Source organism: Salipiger sp., assembly GCF_048261495.1.
In the GTDB taxonomy this organism is placed as follows: domain Bacteria; phylum Pseudomonadota; class Alphaproteobacteria; order Rhodobacterales; family Rhodobacteraceae; genus Salipiger.
This window is the reverse complement of record NZ_JBLXFX010000004.1, coordinates 339,531-353,698: the sequence shown is the minus strand read 5'-3', so window position 1 is coordinate 353,698 and position 14,168 is coordinate 339,531. Positions and strand designations below refer to the sequence as shown.

Annotated in this window: 14 protein-coding genes; 7 read left to right on the top strand and 7 right to left on the bottom strand. The window is 67.6% G+C overall.

The window, feature by feature from the left end; translation table 11 throughout:
- Positions 1-22 precede the first annotated feature (22 nt).
- From ACN0RJ_RS10955 to ACN0RJ_RS10940, 4 genes are all read right to left on the bottom strand, one after another.
- The gene (locus ACN0RJ_RS10955; protein ID WP_417718909.1) at positions 23-1,591 is read right to left on the bottom strand and encodes an ABC transporter substrate-binding protein; all 1,569 of its coding nucleotides are present in this window, start codon (positions 1,589-1,591) and stop codon (positions 23-25) included.
- Between the two features lie 49 nt (positions 1,592-1,640).
- Positions 1,641-2,384, bottom strand: coding sequence for a DUF2848 family protein (locus tag ACN0RJ_RS10950; protein WP_417718910.1), 744 nt, complete (start codon positions 2,382-2,384; stop codon positions 1,641-1,643).
- On the bottom strand, positions 2,381-3,385 hold the full coding sequence (locus tag ACN0RJ_RS10945; RefSeq protein ID WP_417724282.1) for a TauD/TfdA family dioxygenase: 1,005 nt from the start codon (positions 3,383-3,385) through the stop codon (positions 2,381-2,383). The genes ACN0RJ_RS10950 and ACN0RJ_RS10945 overlap by 4 nt, the downstream gene beginning before the upstream one ends.
- 128 nt (positions 3,386-3,513) lie before the next feature.
- Positions 3,514-5,112 (bottom strand): GMC family oxidoreductase, encoded by a 1,599-nt coding sequence (locus ACN0RJ_RS10940; protein ID WP_417724281.1) that lies wholly within the window; start codon positions 5,110-5,112, stop codon positions 3,514-3,516.
- Positions 5,113-5,221: 109 nt separating this feature from the next.
- Here ACN0RJ_RS10940 and ACN0RJ_RS10935 point away from each other — a divergent pair, with 109 nt between their 5' ends.
- Positions 5,222-5,944, top strand: coding sequence for an SDR family oxidoreductase (locus ACN0RJ_RS10935; RefSeq protein ID WP_417718913.1), 723 nt, complete (start codon positions 5,222-5,224; stop codon positions 5,942-5,944).
- Here the strand turns inward: ACN0RJ_RS10935 and ACN0RJ_RS10930 are convergent.
- The 3 genes from ACN0RJ_RS10930 to ACN0RJ_RS10920 are packed head-to-tail and all read right to left on the bottom strand — an operon-like array spanning position 5,931 to position 8,850.
- The gene (locus ACN0RJ_RS10930; protein ID WP_417724280.1) at positions 5,931-6,572 is read right to left on the bottom strand and encodes a hypothetical protein; all 642 of its coding nucleotides are present in this window, start codon (positions 6,570-6,572) and stop codon (positions 5,931-5,933) included. The two genes, ACN0RJ_RS10935 and ACN0RJ_RS10930, sit on opposite strands and share 14 nt — an antisense overlap.
- Positions 6,569-7,420, bottom strand: coding sequence for an alpha/beta fold hydrolase (locus ACN0RJ_RS10925; RefSeq protein ID WP_417724279.1), 852 nt, complete (start codon positions 7,418-7,420; stop codon positions 6,569-6,571). The genes ACN0RJ_RS10930 and ACN0RJ_RS10925 overlap by 4 nt, the downstream gene beginning before the upstream one ends.
- A complete protein-coding gene (locus ACN0RJ_RS10920) occupies positions 7,417-8,850 on the bottom strand; it encodes an FAD-dependent oxidoreductase (protein WP_417724278.1) in 1,434 nt (477 codons plus the stop codon). Before ACN0RJ_RS10920 ends, ACN0RJ_RS10925 begins: the two co-directional genes overlap by 4 nt.
- A gap of 291 nt (positions 8,851-9,141) precedes the next feature.
- Here ACN0RJ_RS10920 and ACN0RJ_RS10915 point away from each other — a divergent pair, with 291 nt between their 5' ends.
- The 6 genes from ACN0RJ_RS10915 (at position 9,142) to ACN0RJ_RS10890 (ending at position 14,163) form a co-directional block, all read left to right on the top strand.
- Positions 9,142-9,603 carry a TRAP transporter small permease gene (locus ACN0RJ_RS10915; protein WP_417718917.1) on the top strand — a complete coding sequence of 154 codons (462 nt, stop codon included), beginning with the start codon at positions 9,142-9,144 and terminating at the stop codon, positions 9,601-9,603.
- On the top strand, positions 9,604-10,896 hold the full coding sequence (locus tag ACN0RJ_RS10910; RefSeq protein WP_417718918.1) for a TRAP transporter large permease: 1,293 nt from the start codon (positions 9,604-9,606) through the stop codon (positions 10,894-10,896). It abuts the gene before it with no gap.
- A gap of 62 nt (positions 10,897-10,958) precedes the next feature.
- Entirely contained in the window at positions 10,959-11,951 is a 993-nt protein-coding gene (locus ACN0RJ_RS10905) for a TRAP transporter substrate-binding protein (RefSeq protein WP_417724277.1), read from the top strand.
- 26 nt (positions 11,952-11,977) lie between these two features.
- Positions 11,978-12,313 (top strand): hypothetical protein, encoded by a 336-nt coding sequence (locus tag ACN0RJ_RS10900; protein WP_417724276.1) that lies wholly within the window; start codon positions 11,978-11,980, stop codon positions 12,311-12,313.
- A gap of 54 nt (positions 12,314-12,367) precedes the next feature.
- Positions 12,368-13,435: a class I SAM-dependent methyltransferase gene (locus tag ACN0RJ_RS10895; RefSeq protein ID WP_417724275.1), complete on the top strand. Its 1,068-nt coding sequence runs from the start codon at positions 12,368-12,370 to the stop codon at positions 13,433-13,435.
- A complete protein-coding gene (locus ACN0RJ_RS10890; RefSeq protein WP_417724274.1) occupies positions 13,435-14,163 on the top strand; it encodes an SDR family NAD(P)-dependent oxidoreductase in 729 nt (242 codons plus the stop codon). Before ACN0RJ_RS10895 ends, ACN0RJ_RS10890 begins: the two co-directional genes overlap by 1 nt.
- Positions 14,164-14,168: the final 5 nt, after the last annotated feature.

The window sequence follows — 14,168 nt, the reverse complement described above, 5'->3', positions numbered from 1 at the left end:
CGGGCGCGGCAGTCGGGAAGGATCACTCGGTGGTCAGATCGGCCCAGCGTTCGTGCTCGTCCGGGTAGTAGACCCAGCCCGTGATGTTCGGGGCCATGGCCTCGAAGGTGGCGGGGTAGGTGACCAGAACCCAGGGGGCCTCTTCGGCCCAGATCTTCTGTGCCTCGTCCATCAGCGCCATGCGCTTTTCGGTGTCGAGCTCTTCGCGTGCGGCGTCGATGTCGGCATCCAGCTCCGCATTCTTGAACTTGGCGCGGTTCGACACGCCCTCGGAATGCGACATGAGGTACATCGAATAGACCGCGTCCAGCACGATGGGGCCGTCTTCCCAGGTGAAGAAGCACAGGCTCTGTTCGCCCGGCGCGGTCTGGGCGCGCATGTCCGAGGCGGTGATGCGCTTGGCCTGCGCGTTCACCCCGGCCTTCTTGAGCATGTCGGCGACCTGGATGGCGACCGGCTCCTGGTGCCAGAAGACGTCGGAATAGATCACCTCGATCGGATCGGCGGTCGCGGCATCGTACCCGGCTTCGGCCAGCAGCGCCTCGGCCTTGGCGACATCGTAATCGTAGGTCCAGTATTCCTGGTGCGAGCCCTCGATGATCGGCGACACGATGGAGCCGGCAAGGTCGGCCTGTCCCGCGAACACGGCGGTGTTCAGCGCGTCACGGTCGATGGCGTGGTTGAAGGCCTTGCGCACCCGTACGTCGTCGAAGGGCTTGCAGGTCGGGTTCATCCGCACCGCCGCGACCGAGCGGCTGGTGGCGCGCATGACCTTGACCTTGGGATCGGCCTGCATGTCCACGACCTTCTGGATCGAGGGACGGTCGATCCACTGCACCTGACCGGCCTTGAGAAGGGTGACGCGCGAGGCTTCGGAGGGGATTTCCTTGTAGATCACCCGGTCGAAATGCGGCGTTCCGAGGAAATAGTTCGGGTTGGCGACGAAGACCGCCTGATCGTCCGGCACGAGCTGGTCGAGGTGATAGGCCCCGAACCCGGCGGTGTGATCCTGCATCCAGACCAGCCCCCAGGGATCTTCGGCGGTGGCGTGTTTCTTGACCTCGGTCGTGTCGTAGATGCCGGGGGTGTAGAGCGTCAGCGCATTGAGGAAGATCGAGGAGGGCGCCGAGAGCGTGAACTCCACCTCGTATTTCGACAGCGCCTTCACCGCGGTCACGTTCGACACCTTGGCGATGAAGTTGCCGGTGCGCTTCTGGTCGAAACTCTTGTTCCAGCCCCAGGCCACGTCTTCGGCGGTCAGCTCGTTGCCGTAGGGGCTGAGCACGCCTTCGCGCAGCTTGAACACCCAGGTCTTGCCGTCCTCGGAGGTGGTCCAGCTTTCGGCCAGGTGCGGCTCGACGCGGGTGGCGTCGAGGGTCGTCTCGCCGTCGACCTCGACCTTGGGGTAGCGCACGAGATTCTCGTAGACCTGCACCACCACGTTCTGGGTCTGCGCCTTGAGCGCGTCGCCGTCGAAGCCTTCGGGCGCCTGCGGCGAGGCGACGATCATCGTCTCGGCCAGCGCCGGGGCCGCGGCGAGCGTGCAGAGCGCGGCGCTGGCCATGAGGGTGGTGCGGAGGGGGAAGTTCATCGGCATTATGGTGTCTCCCTGTTAGAGAAAAGTTTTTATATTTATGGTCTTACGCGGCGTTCTCGCGTTTCGGGTTGAAGAAGGGCACGCGGTATCCGGGATCGACCTCGGACAGGATGTCGACGACCCTGTAGCTTGCGGAAAGCTTGCGGCCGGTGGCCGGCGTGTCGAGCTCGTAGGACCACTCGGTTCCGAAACCGAGCGCCTTGTCGACGCTCACGATGGTGCCGCAGAACACGAGGAAATCCTTCTCCGGCAGGCCGGGGACGCGCTCGCGCAGGATGGCGATGATGTCCTCGGGACGGATGAAGGCGTTCACCCCCACCTCCTGATAGAGCCGCCCGTCGACCCGGGAGCGCAGGATGCAGTCATCCCAGCTGTCGCGGATTTCCTCGTAGGGCCAGAATTCGGGCACGAGATGGTTCGCGCAGGCCTGTTTGGAGCCGGGGATCGACACGGTTTCCAGCGCCCGGTCGGTGTGGTCCGAACCGACCCCGACATAAAGCTGGTCGCCCATGTAGAGCACGATCTCGACCTCGCCCGAGGTCATGTCGTTCTGCACGAACAACTCGTCCTCCGAGCTGATCGCATCCAGCGAGATCGGATAGATCCGCGGGGCGGGAACGTCGAAGGCGATGTGGATGCCGGATTTCGCGACTTCCTGCTGATGCGCCACGGCGGTGTTCGGATCGCGCGTCGCGGAGCCGAGGTTGTACATCCGCTTCAGCGGCAGGTCCGCGTCCTTGGTGGTGCCGTCAAGCGATGCGATGCGCGCCTTCAGGGTGCGGCTCATGCGAATTCCTCCATGTCGAGTGCGGCCGGGTCGGTGCCCGGTCCGATGTGACGGCGCCACATCCAGAAGCGTTTCAGGGTGCGCCCGCCCGAACCGGCGGCAAAGGCTTCGCGTCCGTGAAGCAGCACGAGGTTGTTCAGCACCAGCATCTCGCCCGGCTGCAGGGTGAAGCGGTGGTTGAGCTCGGGACGGTCGAGAACGTCGTCGAGAAGGTCGAGCGCCTCGCGCTGGGTGGCGCTCAGCGGGGTGCCGGCCATCTCCATGCCGGGCTCGACCATGACGCGGGCGTAGTGCACGCGCAGCTCGCCGCCCTTCACTTCGAGGATCGGCATCTGCACGGTCGGTCCCTTGCTGGGCCAGACATGGGCCTGCGGGGCGCGGAAATGGTAGGTCTCGAACAGCAGCGGCAGCAGGTCGGGGCGTTCGCGCGCCACGGTGTCGTGGATCGTGCGCGCCGAGATCAGCGTGCTTTCGCCGCCCTCTGCCGCCGAACGCACGCAGTAAAGCGCGAGATAGCCCGGCGACCGGGGTTCGAGACAGCCGTTGTCGGAATGCTTGGGCGAGCGTTTGGGGCTTGCGCCGATGCGGGTCGGGTCGCCTCCCGGCATGCCCTTGTCGGACACGGTGAAGAAGCGGCGGTCCTGGCCGATCCCCTGCCGGATGATCTGTCCGAGGTAGTTGCAGAGCGCCCAGGCGACGATCTCGCTCTCGGCCTCGTCATACCTGCCTTCGGGGATGCCGCCGATCACGACAAAGCCCGCGCCCTTGTCGAGCCGGGCCCGCAGCTCGGCCACGTCGCGCGCGAAGGAGGGGAGGCGGAAGTCTTCCTGCTCGATGGTGTCGACCGTGAGCCCGTTCTCGCGCGCGAAACGCAGCGCGGTGTCGATCTCGTCCAGCGCGGCGACCGTCAGCGTATAGCGCAGCGGCGCGGGGTCGAGCGAGTCGCGGGACCAGCGCCGCGCGTCGGGATCGGTCGGGGGGATGGGCCGTGCATCTGGCATGTGTCTCTCCCTGCGTTACGAATCAAAGGTTACAAGAAAGCTGTATTAAATAAAGACCAATATTTGTTTTTGTGTAAGCCGATAGTGCAGAATGGAAAATCGTGATCGAGATGACCGTTTTTGCGGCGTCAAGCTGCCCTGTCCCGGCGCATCGCGTGGATCCGGTCGGCGAGTCGGAGGGCCAGCGCCTGCAGGGTGTTCGTCGGGTTGACCGCCGCCGCCGTGACGAAGGCGGAGCCGTCGGCGACGTGCAGGCCCGGCACGTCATGCGCCTGGCCCCAGGGATCGACGACCGAGGTTTCGCGGTCCGCGCCCATGCGCGCGGTCCCCATCAGGTGAAAGCCCGCCTGCGGGATGCTCTCCATCTCGATGAAGGCGGTGGCGCCCGCCTCGGCCAGCACCTCGCGCGCGCGGGCGCGGCCGAAGGCAAGCGCCTTCCCGGCCTCTTCGGGGATTCGGTAGATCATCTTGGCGGCGGGCAGGCCGTCCGATCCGGTGAGGCTGTCCGACAGGGTGATGCGGTTGGCCTCGTCCGGCATGTCGTCGGAACAGATGGACAGGCTCATCGCATGGCCGAAGTGGCTGGCGAACCCGGCGTGATGCTCCGTCCCCCAGGGCAGGCGCCGGCCGAGCGCGCCGTTGGCAGTCAGCGCGGGGCCGACCGTGCCCATGACCTGCAGCTTGACGCCGCGGGCAAAGCCGCGCGCCGGGTCGGTCTCGTAGAAATGGTGGCTGACGACGGGCCCGGCGGCGATGCCCCGGTGGCCCTCGGCAGGGGTGTCGAAGATCCCGGTGACGCGGGCCATCGGGTGCAGCATGAGCCGCCTGCCGACCAGACCGCTGCGATTGGCAAGGCCGTCGCCCCGCCCGGACGTCAGCAGCAGGCGCGGGGTGTTGATGCCGTTCCCGGCAAGGATCACCACCTTGGCGCGGTGCCTGTGGTGCGCGCCATGATCGTCCAGCCAGACCGCGCCGCAGGCCGCACCGGCGGAATCGGTCAGCACCTCGGTGACGCGGGCGCCGGTGACAAGCCGCGCGCCGCTTGCGATGGCGGCGGGCCAGTAGTTGAGGTCGGTCGCGGATTTGGCGCGGCGCGGACAGTGCAGTTCGCAGGGGCCGCAGCCGTTGCAGGTGCCGGTGCCCGGACCCGCCGCGCCGGTGTTGATCGCGATCTCGCCGGTCCACCACGACCAGCCCTTGCGGTCAAAGGCCTCGGCCACCCGCCGCGCGCCGGGCGAGAGGCCCACGGCGGGCAGGCGCGGGGCGTCATGGGCCGGGTAGGCGGGGTGCCCCGGCAGGCCCGCAACGCCCATGATGCCTTCGTTCAGATGGTAATAGGGCGCGAGGTCGTCATAGCTCAGCGGCCAGTCGTCGCCGACGCCGTCAAGGCTCCGGGTGCGGAAATCGGACGGGTGGAAGCGCGGGAAATGACAGGACCACATCACGGTGCTGCCGCCGACACCGTTGAAGAACAGCGGCTTGATCTCGCTCTCGGCATCGTCGACCGGATCGTCGTCGGGCCCGCGCCGCAGGTTCGGATTCGGGTTCCAGCCTGTCTGGCGGATAATCTCCCAATCGGGCGAGGACGACGGGCTGGCGGCGGGGTCGACCCAGCGTCCGCGCTCCAGGCAGGTGACGCGCAGCCCGTGGCCGGCCAGTCTCCAGGCCGCGGCGGCGCCCGAGGCGCCGGCACCGACGATCAGAACGTCACTTTCTGTCTCGGGCATCTTCCTGTCCTCTTGATAATACAAATTTTGATGACAGTATGGATACAGAAATTCAGATCAATCAATCGGGAATGTTCCGCGCGGCGGAAAATCGGACGGGGGAACGGCGATGACGGACAGGGCTTTGGTGGTGACGGGCGCGGCGGGCGGCATCGGCGCGGCGATCGCGCGGCGGGCGGCACGGGACGGCTTCGCGCCGCTGATCCTGATGGATCGCGACGCCGCTGCGCTGGCGCCGGTCGCCGAGGAAACCGGCGGTTTCGCGATTGCCGTGGACGTGACCGATGCCGCCGCGGTCGCCGCCGCCTTCGCGCGGGCGCGGGCGCTCGCGCCGTCGCTCTACGGTCTGGTCACGGCGGCGGGGGTGGTCGACAACGGCAAGCTCGCCGATCTCGACCTCGACCGCTGGAGCCGGATCCTGACCATCAACCTCACCGGCACCTTCCTGTGCTGCCTCAACGCGCGGGACTGGCTGCAGGAGGACGGACGGCTGGTCACGCTCGGCTCGCTTGCCGGGCGCACCGGGGGCGTCATCACCGGCACCGCCTATGCCGCCTCCAAGGGCGGGGTCGAGGCGCTGACCAAGAGCATGGCGCAGGAGCTTGCCCCGCGGCGGATCACGGTGAACTGTGTGGCGCCGGGTGCGGTGGAAACGCCGATGCTGGCCGCCCATCCGCCCGAGAAGAAGGCCGCGATGTCCGCGACAACGCCGCTCGGGCGCATGGGCCGCCCGTCCGAGATCGCGGCGGCGGTGTCCTGGCTGCTGGACGAGGAGGCGGCCTTTGTCACCGGGGCGGTGATCCCGGTGAACGGCGGTCTCAGGATGGACTGACGGGCGCGCGGTCGGGCGCGGCGATCAGCCTTGCCCGGCAGGCGAATTCCGCCGTTTCATGCGGCGGCGCCGCGTTGCCGTAGGTGGCGCAGAGCCAGTCGAGCCCGAGCGGATTGCCCTCCGCGGCCGGGGTCTTCCAGGGTTTGTCCGACGCGCCGCCGAAGTGCTTGTGCAGCACGCTTTCGACCTCCCAGCGGACATGGCCCGCGGCGCCGGGCAGCGGGCCGGTGCCGCCCGAGAGGGTCAGCGTGAGGTCGGTATGGGGGCGGCGCTCTCCGACCCGGCGCATGAGGTAGGAGTGCCGCAGCACCGGCGGGGCCTCTCCCGCGCCGTAGCCCCAGAGTTTCAGCCAGTTCTTGCGGAAATCGTCGAGGCCGGGGTCGAACCAGACCCGGTCGAGATCGGCCTCGGAGTTCAGCCCCTGGAAGTCGAAGTAGTCCCAGGGCCTCGGCCGGCCCTTCAGCACGTCGCCGACGCGCCAGTTGGCATAGTGCCCGGTGCCGGGAATGGCGTTGAAGAAGGGCATGTCCACGTCGCGCAGCCATTGCGAATAACCGCGCGCTTCGGCGTCCGCGGGCACGGTGTAGGCGATGAAGATGACCAGCGGGCAGTCTTCGAGGGCAGTCATGCCGTCTCCTTCAGGAAGCTGTCGATGACGTCCGCCATGTGGGCGTGGTGTTCTGGATCGGACCAGGCCGTCAGCTCGGCGCGCGCCGCGCCGGGGATCAGGTCGGCGACCTCTCCGAAATAGTCGTACAGCATGTCCGAGGTCGAGCATACCACAAGCGCGGGCCGGGCGATCAGCGGCAGGCGCTCGCGCTTGGGGTGGCGGAAGGCGGCCCGGTAGGACAGGTGATAGGTGCGCAGGGCCTTCAGCACCTCGACGGTGAAATCGTGCATGTAGTCGTCGTCGGGCAGACCGTCCGGCAGACGCCCGGCGGCGGTGCGGTTGTAATAGGGCCAGAACAGGTGCTGGTCGCGGCAGAAGTGCCAGACCTTCATCAGGTGCGTGGCCTCGGCATCCGGGGCGATCTCGCGCGCGTAGCGGTCGAGCACCTCGTTCTGCAGACCGCCGGAATAAAGCCCCATGCCGTCGATCACGATGCGGCGCACCCGGTCGGGACGGGCGATGGCGATCTCCATCGCGATGGAGGCGCCGGTGTGGCTGCCGTAGAGGTCGAAGGGACCGGGCAGGAGGCTGTCGACGGCGGCCATGGCGGCGGCGGCGAGGTCGGGGATTTCCGGCTGCGCCTTTGCCAGCGGTTCGGAATCGCCGTTGCCGGGGGTGTCGGGGGCGATGACCCGGCGGCCGAGGTCGGCCAATGCGCCCATCAGCCCTTCGAGCTGCTTGGACGAGCCGGGCGACTGGTGGATCGCCACCAGCGGCACGCCGTCATCGGGACCGGACATGCGGTAGTGGATCTGGCGGTCGCCGGTATCGGCAAAGCCGCGTCGGATGCGGGCGGTCGTGGTCATCTGGGGCAGGTCTCCATCGCGTCGGTGCCGAGACGCCGGCCCAGCCAGCGCCCGAGTGTCAGGGCAGGGGTCACGCTCATCCCGGAGATGAAGCCGCGCCCGGAAAGGGTCGAGCCGCCGATGGCCTCGCCCACCGCATGCAGGCCGCGGATCGGCGTGCCGTCGGGTCGGCGCACGGTGAGCGTGTCGTCCACGTCGAGGCCGGCGGGCGTCTTCAGCACCATGCCGCGCATCCGTATCGCCCGCAGCGCGGGGCCGCGAATCGCGCGGGGCAGGTGGGCGCGGCCCATGGGGTCGTCGCCCGCGCCTTCGACCGCGCGGTTGTAGTGGCACAGGCTCCGGCCCAGAACTTCCGGGTTCATGCCGGTGCGAGCCGCGAGGGTGGCGATGTCGGGGGCGGTGACGAAATCGGACCGCGTGGCCCAGGCTTCGGCCAGTTCCGCTTCGGTCCAGCCGGGCAGGAGGGGCGGCGCCTCGGCCAGCACGGCGTCGTCGAAGACGCACCAGAAGGCCATGTCGGCCGTCGCGTTCAGCGCGTGTTCGCGATTGTCGACCGAGGGGTCGTCCTCGCGCACGAAGCGGCTGCCGTCCGAGGCCAGGTGCAGTTCCCAGGGCTGGCGGACCTGCGGGGTGAGGCTGGGCATCTGCCGCCAGACGATGCGCGTGTCGCCGTCCTGCTGCGGAACGCCGGCATAGGTCGGAAGGAACAGATCCTGACCGCGCAGGGCGGCGCCCGCCGCCTCGGCCAGTTCGATGCCGGAGCCGTCCGAGCCGGGCATCGCCGCCGTGAACAGGGCCCGCCCGCCGGTCAGCCGCGCAAAGAGCGCGGCGTTGCTGCCGTAGCCGCCGGTGGCCAGGATCACGGCGCCGGTGGCGACGCTCGATTCGCCGTCCGGCCCCGCGAGGGTCAGGCCCGACACCGCCCCGTCGCTCAGGGTCAGCCCGGTGGCGCGGGTCGCGAGGCGCAGCTCGGCATTCGGTTCGGCCATTGCGGCCCCGAACAGCGGCGCCACGGTCGCGAGCACCGAAAGGCCGCCGTCGACACCCCAGTAGGTGCGCGCCTCGCGGTAGGCCTCGTGCAGGTGCAGGACGGTGGGGCAGGCGGGGTCCATGTCGAACCCGTTCTCCATCAGCCAGTCGATCGTCGCGCCCTGCCGGGGCAGGGTCAGGGCGAGAATGTCGCGCCGCCCGGTGCCGCGGTTGATGCGCTCGATATCGGCCATGTGGGCGGCGGCGTCATCCTTGATTCCGCGCGATGCCTGCAGGGCCGAACCCGCGCCGCTCAACTGTCCGAGGGAGACGTGCAGCGTGCCGCCGACTCGCGGTTCCGCCTCCACCACCAGCACCCGCGCGCCGGTTTTCACGGCCTCGATCGCGCAGGGCATCCCGGCGGTTCCGGCCCCCACGACGACGATATCGTATCGCTCCATCCGATGTGATCCCACCTGTCTGACCGGAGTGCCCGATTCTTCCGCACCGGGGCGGGGGCTGCCGGATTTGTTCAAAAAACCATAGACAAGCTGTTCCATTTATAAGACATTAAGTCAACGAAAAGAGATACAATTAAACTGACTGGTCTGGCGCGAGTCGCGTCGCCGGTCATCCGGTGGCCGATACCCCCGCAAAGAGGGGAGGCCGCCCTGCAACAGGGGGTTGTGCCGTCCATGAAGGCGACGACTGCGTTTGGTGCTTTTTGCCGGTTCGGGGCCGTTGTCTGCGGCTTGATCCTTTTGGTCTTCACGGGGCTGGTGCTGTATTCGGTGGTCATGCGCTACCTGTTCAGCGCCCCGCCGATGTGGGGCGAGGAGCTTCCCAAGTTGTTGTTCATATGGATGATTTTTCTCGGGGCGGGCTTTGCCTACTTCTCCGGGCAGAACATCCGCATGACGGCGCTGATCGAGCTCTTTCCGCGCAACGTCCGTCGCGTGATCGAGATCGCGATGCACCTCTCGGTGGTGTGCATGCTGCTCGGAATCCTCTGGTACTCGGTGCCGATCCTCAAGCTGACCTCGCGCTCCGTCTCCTATGCGACCGGCTTGTCGGACGGGTGGAAATTCTGGGCGCTGCCCATCGGCGCGGCGCTGCTGCTCGTGAATGAGGCATTCCGGCTCCGCACCCTGCTGAGCGGCGGCGTGGACGACCCGGTTTCGCTGACCGGAGAGCCGGACGAGGCGCACCGATAAATGCTGCTCACCCTCTGCATCCTCCTGCTCTTCGTCCTCGTCCTGCTGGGCATGGACATCGCCTTTGCCGTGGGCGCCGCCGCGCTCGCCTTCATCGCGGCCAGCCAGTTCGACGCGCGGCCGGTCAACCCGGTGCTGTTCACCAAGACCATCACCTCGGGCGTCGACAGCTATGCCATGCTCGCCATTCCGATGTACGTGCTTGCGGGCGAGCTGATGACCAAGGCGGGCGTCACGCGCCGCCTGATCGACTTTGCCGCCGCCATGGTCGCGCACCGTCCCGGCGGGCTGGCCAATGTCGGCATCACCTCCAACCTGTTCATGGCGGGGATCTCCGGTTCCGCGGTCGCGGATGCGGCCGCGACCGGCTCCATTCTCGTCCCCGAGATGCGCAAGCGCGGCTATGCGCCCCGCTACGCGGCGGGGGTCATCTCGGCCGCCGCGGCGATGGGCCCGATCATCCCGCCGTCGATCCTGTTCATCCTGCTGGCCTCGATCGCCAACCTGTCGGTGGGCGAGCTGTTCATCGCCGGGATCCTGCCGGGCTTCATGATGTATTTCGGCCTGATCGGGATGAGCGTCTACCTGGCAAAGCGCTACGACATCCCGCGCGAGCCCAAGGCCTCGTGGGAGGTCCGCCGCAAGGCGATCCGCGCCGGCATCCTGCCGCTGGGCGCGCCGGTCATCATCATCGTGACCAAGGTCGCGGGCATCGCAACCCCGACCGAGGCCGCCGCCATCGTCGTCGCCTACACGCTGCTGATCGGCTTCCTCGTCTACCGCGACATGACCCTGCGCGCCCTGATGGAGGGGCTGATCTCGGCCGCGATGACGACCGCCGTCATCATGATGACCGTGGCCTTCAGTCAGATCTTCGGACAGATCGCGGTGCTGGCGGGGCTGGGGCGGCTCGTGCACGACACGCTGCTGGCGATCTCGGACAATCCCTACGTGCTGTTCCTCATCATCAACGTGCTGCTGCTGATCCTCGGGACCTTCCTCGACGCGATGCCGCTCATGCTGATCCTGTCGCCGATCTTCTTTCCGCTGATGACCGGGCTCGGGGTCGATCCGATCCACTTCGGTCTGGTCATGGTGTTCAACCTGGTGCTCGGCATGGTGACGCCGCCGATCGGGCTGAACCTCTTCGTGATGGCGCGGATCTCGGGCCTCGGAATGCTCGAGGTCTTCCGCGGCGGGCTGCCCTTCTACGCGGTGCTCTGGGTCGCGCTGATCCTGCTGACCTACGTGCCGTGGATCACCCTTCTACTTCCCTCTCTGCTGATGCGCTGAGCGGGCAACCAGAGCCGGACCAACCGGCCCGCAACACCCCACACCAACAGGAGCTTGGACTCATGACCTTCACCCTCTCTCGCCGCGGACTGATGGGCGGTGCCGCCGCCCTGGCCGCAATGGGCACCCTGCCGATGCGGGCCCGCGCCGCCACGATCTTCCGCTACGGCAATGCCGGCGGTCCGCAGACCGTGTCGAACACCTTCAACGCCGCCTTCTCGGACGCGATGGCCGAAAAGACCGGCGGCGAGATTTCCTTTGAAATCTTCGCCGGCACGCTCGGCGGCGAAAAGGACCTGATCGAGTCGATGGCGCTCGGCAGCCTCGACATCTACAACGGCGCCTATACCGGCACAGATGCCTTCGACATCCTCTATTCGCCGTATTTCTTCCGTGACGCGGAACATGCCAAGGCCGTGCTGCAGACGGAAATCGGCGAGATCGCCTCGCAGGCGCTGTCCGAGAAATACGACGCCAAGCTGCTCGGGGTGGGGCGCCTCGGTTCCTACAACCTGATGCTCAAGGAACCGATCGAAAGCCTTGCCGACCTCAAGGGCCGCAAGATCCGCGCGCCCCAGATCAGGGGCTGCATCGAGGCGCTGAACTTCTTCGGCGCGATCCCGACGCCGATCCCCTTCAACGAGGTGTACCTGTCGCTGCAATCGGGCATCGTGGACGGCGTCCTGACCGCGCTCAACCCCGCCGTGCAGTTCAAGTTCCACGAGGTCTGCAAGCATGTCGTGGTGCCGGACTTCGGCCTTGCCCTCGACAAGGAAGTGATCTCGAACGCCGCCTGGGGGTCGATGACGCCCGAGCAGCAGGAGACGATGCAATCCACCTTCGACGCGCTGGAGGTCACCGATTACTACGAGGTCGGCGTCGCCCAGAAGGACAAGGATTTCGCCACCTGGTCCGAGGCCAACGGCGCCGATGCGCTGATCGACCTCGATGCGACCAGCCTCATCGAACAGATGAAGCCGGTGAACGCCAAGCTTGCCGACGAAGTCTTCGGCGAAGGCGCCTGGGACAAGATCAACGCCGTCGGCGCGGCCTGATCCGGATCTGAAAGGAAGACACCGCCATGGGCATGATGCAACACCCCACCGGCCTGCCGATGAAACCCGAGCAGACCTTTTTCGACGACCCGGCCATCGACCGTCTGCTGGCCATGATCATGACCATGGCGGCCGAGCTGAACGTCACGCGCGACCGGCTCGCCACGCTGGAAATGCTGATGGAAAGCGGCCAGCCGGTGACGGCAAAGGCGCTGGACGAATTCGACCCGACGCCGGAACAGGCCGGGACGCTCGCCGCCGCGCGCCAGGCCTTCAGCTCCGAGCTGATGTTCTGCACGTTGGGGATCGAGGCCTCGCTCGGGGCACCGGAAGACGGCGTCGACCGGTTCGACAAGGGCTAAGCGCGTCGGGGGGCGCGGACCGGCGCCCTCGGCCACCACTCACGGAGACGAACGATGTTCGACGATATTCCCCGGAACAGGTCTTTCGACGCCTATCAGGCCTTTGTTCTGGACTGCAAACTCTACTGGACCCGCCACATCTTTCCCGAGCTGCGCAAGCGCTACGCCGCGACCGGCGCCGCGCCGCAGACCGGGGCCGAGGTCAAGGCGCTGATGCAGGACGACACCACCGCGCAGTTCTTCGGCTGGTACGAACGCCACCTGCAGCGGATGAAATACTCCGGCCAGCGCGGCCTTGCCGTGCATTACGCACAGTACCGCGAGGCGATCGCGGCGGGGCTGAACGCCGCCGTGCCCGAGCGTCTGCTCGACCTCGATCCCGATTTCGAGCAGCCCGAGTATTACACCAACATCGACATCCACCAGCACCCCGGCGGGGTCTGGTCGGACGAGATCGCGGGCTATGTCTACGAGCGCGGCGCGCAATCCACCGCTCCCATGCTCAAGACCCATGCCAGCCTCTGGGACCGGGTCAGGATGCAGGCGATGCAGCGCGCCGGGACCGAGGTGAAGCGCGTCGTCGACCTCGGCTGCGGCTTCGGCGCCTCGACCCTTCCGTTCTACGCCGACAATCCCGACATCGACGTGGTCGGCGTGGAACTCTCGGCCCCCTGCCTGCGCCTTGCCGCGCAGCGCGCCGCCGAGGTGCAGGCCCAGAACGTGCTGTTCAAGCAGGCCGACGCGATGGACACCGGGCTCGAATCCGGGACCAGCGACATCGTGACCTCGACCATGATGCTGCACGAGATGCCGCCGAGCCACATCAAGGGCGTGTTCAAGGAAAGCCACCGCCTGCTGAAGCCGGGCGGGCTGTCGATCCACCTCGATTTCCTCGTGCGGGACGACCCGTTCAAGGAATACATCCACTACGGCCATTCGGCGCGGAACAACGAGCCCTTCATGGTGCCGCTCAACAGGATGGACGTGGTGCAAGCCCACAAGGATGCCGGCTTCGACGATGTGGAGATCGTGCCCTTCGAGGAATTCGACGGCGCGCTCGATCCGGCGATGACCTCCTGGCGCTTTCCCTGGACGCTGATCATCGCCCGCAAGGCGGCGTGATGACCGCCCTCGTCGATCTGACCGGCCTGCGCCTGCTCGTGATGGGCGGCGCGGCCGGGATCGGGCAATCCTGTACCGACCTCGCCCTCGCGGCGGGCGCGCGGGTCGCCGTCTCCCACCTTCCCGGCGAGACGGCGGCGACCCCGCTTGCCTTTGCCTGCGACGTGACCGACGCGGCTCAGGTCGGGGCCGCCGTGGACGGTGCGGCGCAGGCGCTCGGCGGGCTCGACGCGGTGATCCTGACGGCGGGCATCTTCGACCATCGCGGGGTGGAGGAGACCTCGGACGCCGACTGGGCGCGCATCGTCGGGCTGAACCTCACCGGGCCGTTCCACGCGGCCCGCGCAGTCGCCCCGCATTTCCGCCGGGCGGGGGCGGGGTCGCTGGTGCTGTTCTCCAGCCAGATCGGCCTTGTCGGCCACCGCAGGGCCACCGGCTACGCGGCGACCAAGGGCGGGGTAAACGGGCTGACGCGGACCCTGGCCATCGAATTCGCCGCCTTCGGGGCCCGCTGCAACGCCGTCGCCCCCGGACCCGTCGAGACTCCGATGACCGCCGTCGCCCGCGCCGACCCGGAGCGGGCCGCGAAGCTGGTCGAGGCGGTGCCGCTCGGACGTTTCGGACAACCCGAAGAGATCGCCCGCGCGGCGCTCTTCCTTGCCGCGCCCGCCTCGTCCTTCGTCACCGGACACATTCTCGTCGCCGACGGCGGCGTCACAGCCATCTGAGGACA

What these genes read in the sequence shown, in the direction of transcription:
- ACN0RJ_RS10900 (WP_417724276.1), top strand. Translation starts at nt 11,978, where the DNA reads ATGGGCATGATGCAACACCCCACCGGCCTGCCGATGAAACCCGAGCAG.
- ACN0RJ_RS10945 (WP_417724282.1), bottom strand. Translation starts at nt 3,385, where the DNA reads ATGCCAGATGCACGGCCCATCCCCCCGACCGATCCCGACGCGCGGCGC.
- ACN0RJ_RS10930 (WP_417724280.1), bottom strand. Translation starts at nt 6,572, where the DNA reads ATGACTGCCCTCGAAGACTGCCCGCTGGTCATCTTCATCGCCTACACC.
- ACN0RJ_RS10920 (WP_417724278.1), bottom strand. Translation starts at nt 8,850, where the DNA reads ATGGAGCGATACGATATCGTCGTCGTGGGGGCCGGAACCGCCGGGATG.
- ACN0RJ_RS10905 (WP_417724277.1), top strand. Translation starts at nt 10,959, where the DNA reads ATGACCTTCACCCTCTCTCGCCGCGGACTGATGGGCGGTGCCGCCGCC.
- ACN0RJ_RS10895 (WP_417724275.1), top strand. Translation starts at nt 12,368, where the DNA reads ATGTTCGACGATATTCCCCGGAACAGGTCTTTCGACGCCTATCAGGCC.
- ACN0RJ_RS10935 (WP_417718913.1), top strand. Translation starts at nt 5,222, where the DNA reads ATGACGGACAGGGCTTTGGTGGTGACGGGCGCGGCGGGCGGCATCGGC.
- ACN0RJ_RS10955 (WP_417718909.1), bottom strand. Translation starts at nt 1,591, where the DNA reads ATGAACTTCCCCCTCCGCACCACCCTCATGGCCAGCGCCGCGCTCTGC.
- ACN0RJ_RS10940 (WP_417724281.1), bottom strand. Translation starts at nt 5,112, where the DNA reads ATGCCCGAGACAGAAAGTGACGTTCTGATCGTCGGTGCCGGCGCCTCG.
- ACN0RJ_RS10925 (WP_417724279.1), bottom strand. Translation starts at nt 7,420, where the DNA reads ATGACCACGACCGCCCGCATCCGACGCGGCTTTGCCGATACCGGCGAC.
- ACN0RJ_RS10890 (WP_417724274.1), top strand. Translation starts at nt 13,435, where the DNA reads ATGACCGCCCTCGTCGATCTGACCGGCCTGCGCCTGCTCGTGATGGGC.
- ACN0RJ_RS10910 (WP_417718918.1), top strand. Translation starts at nt 9,604, where the DNA reads ATGCTGCTCACCCTCTGCATCCTCCTGCTCTTCGTCCTCGTCCTGCTG.
- ACN0RJ_RS10950 (WP_417718910.1), bottom strand. Translation starts at nt 2,384, where the DNA reads ATGAGCCGCACCCTGAAGGCGCGCATCGCATCGCTTGACGGCACCACC.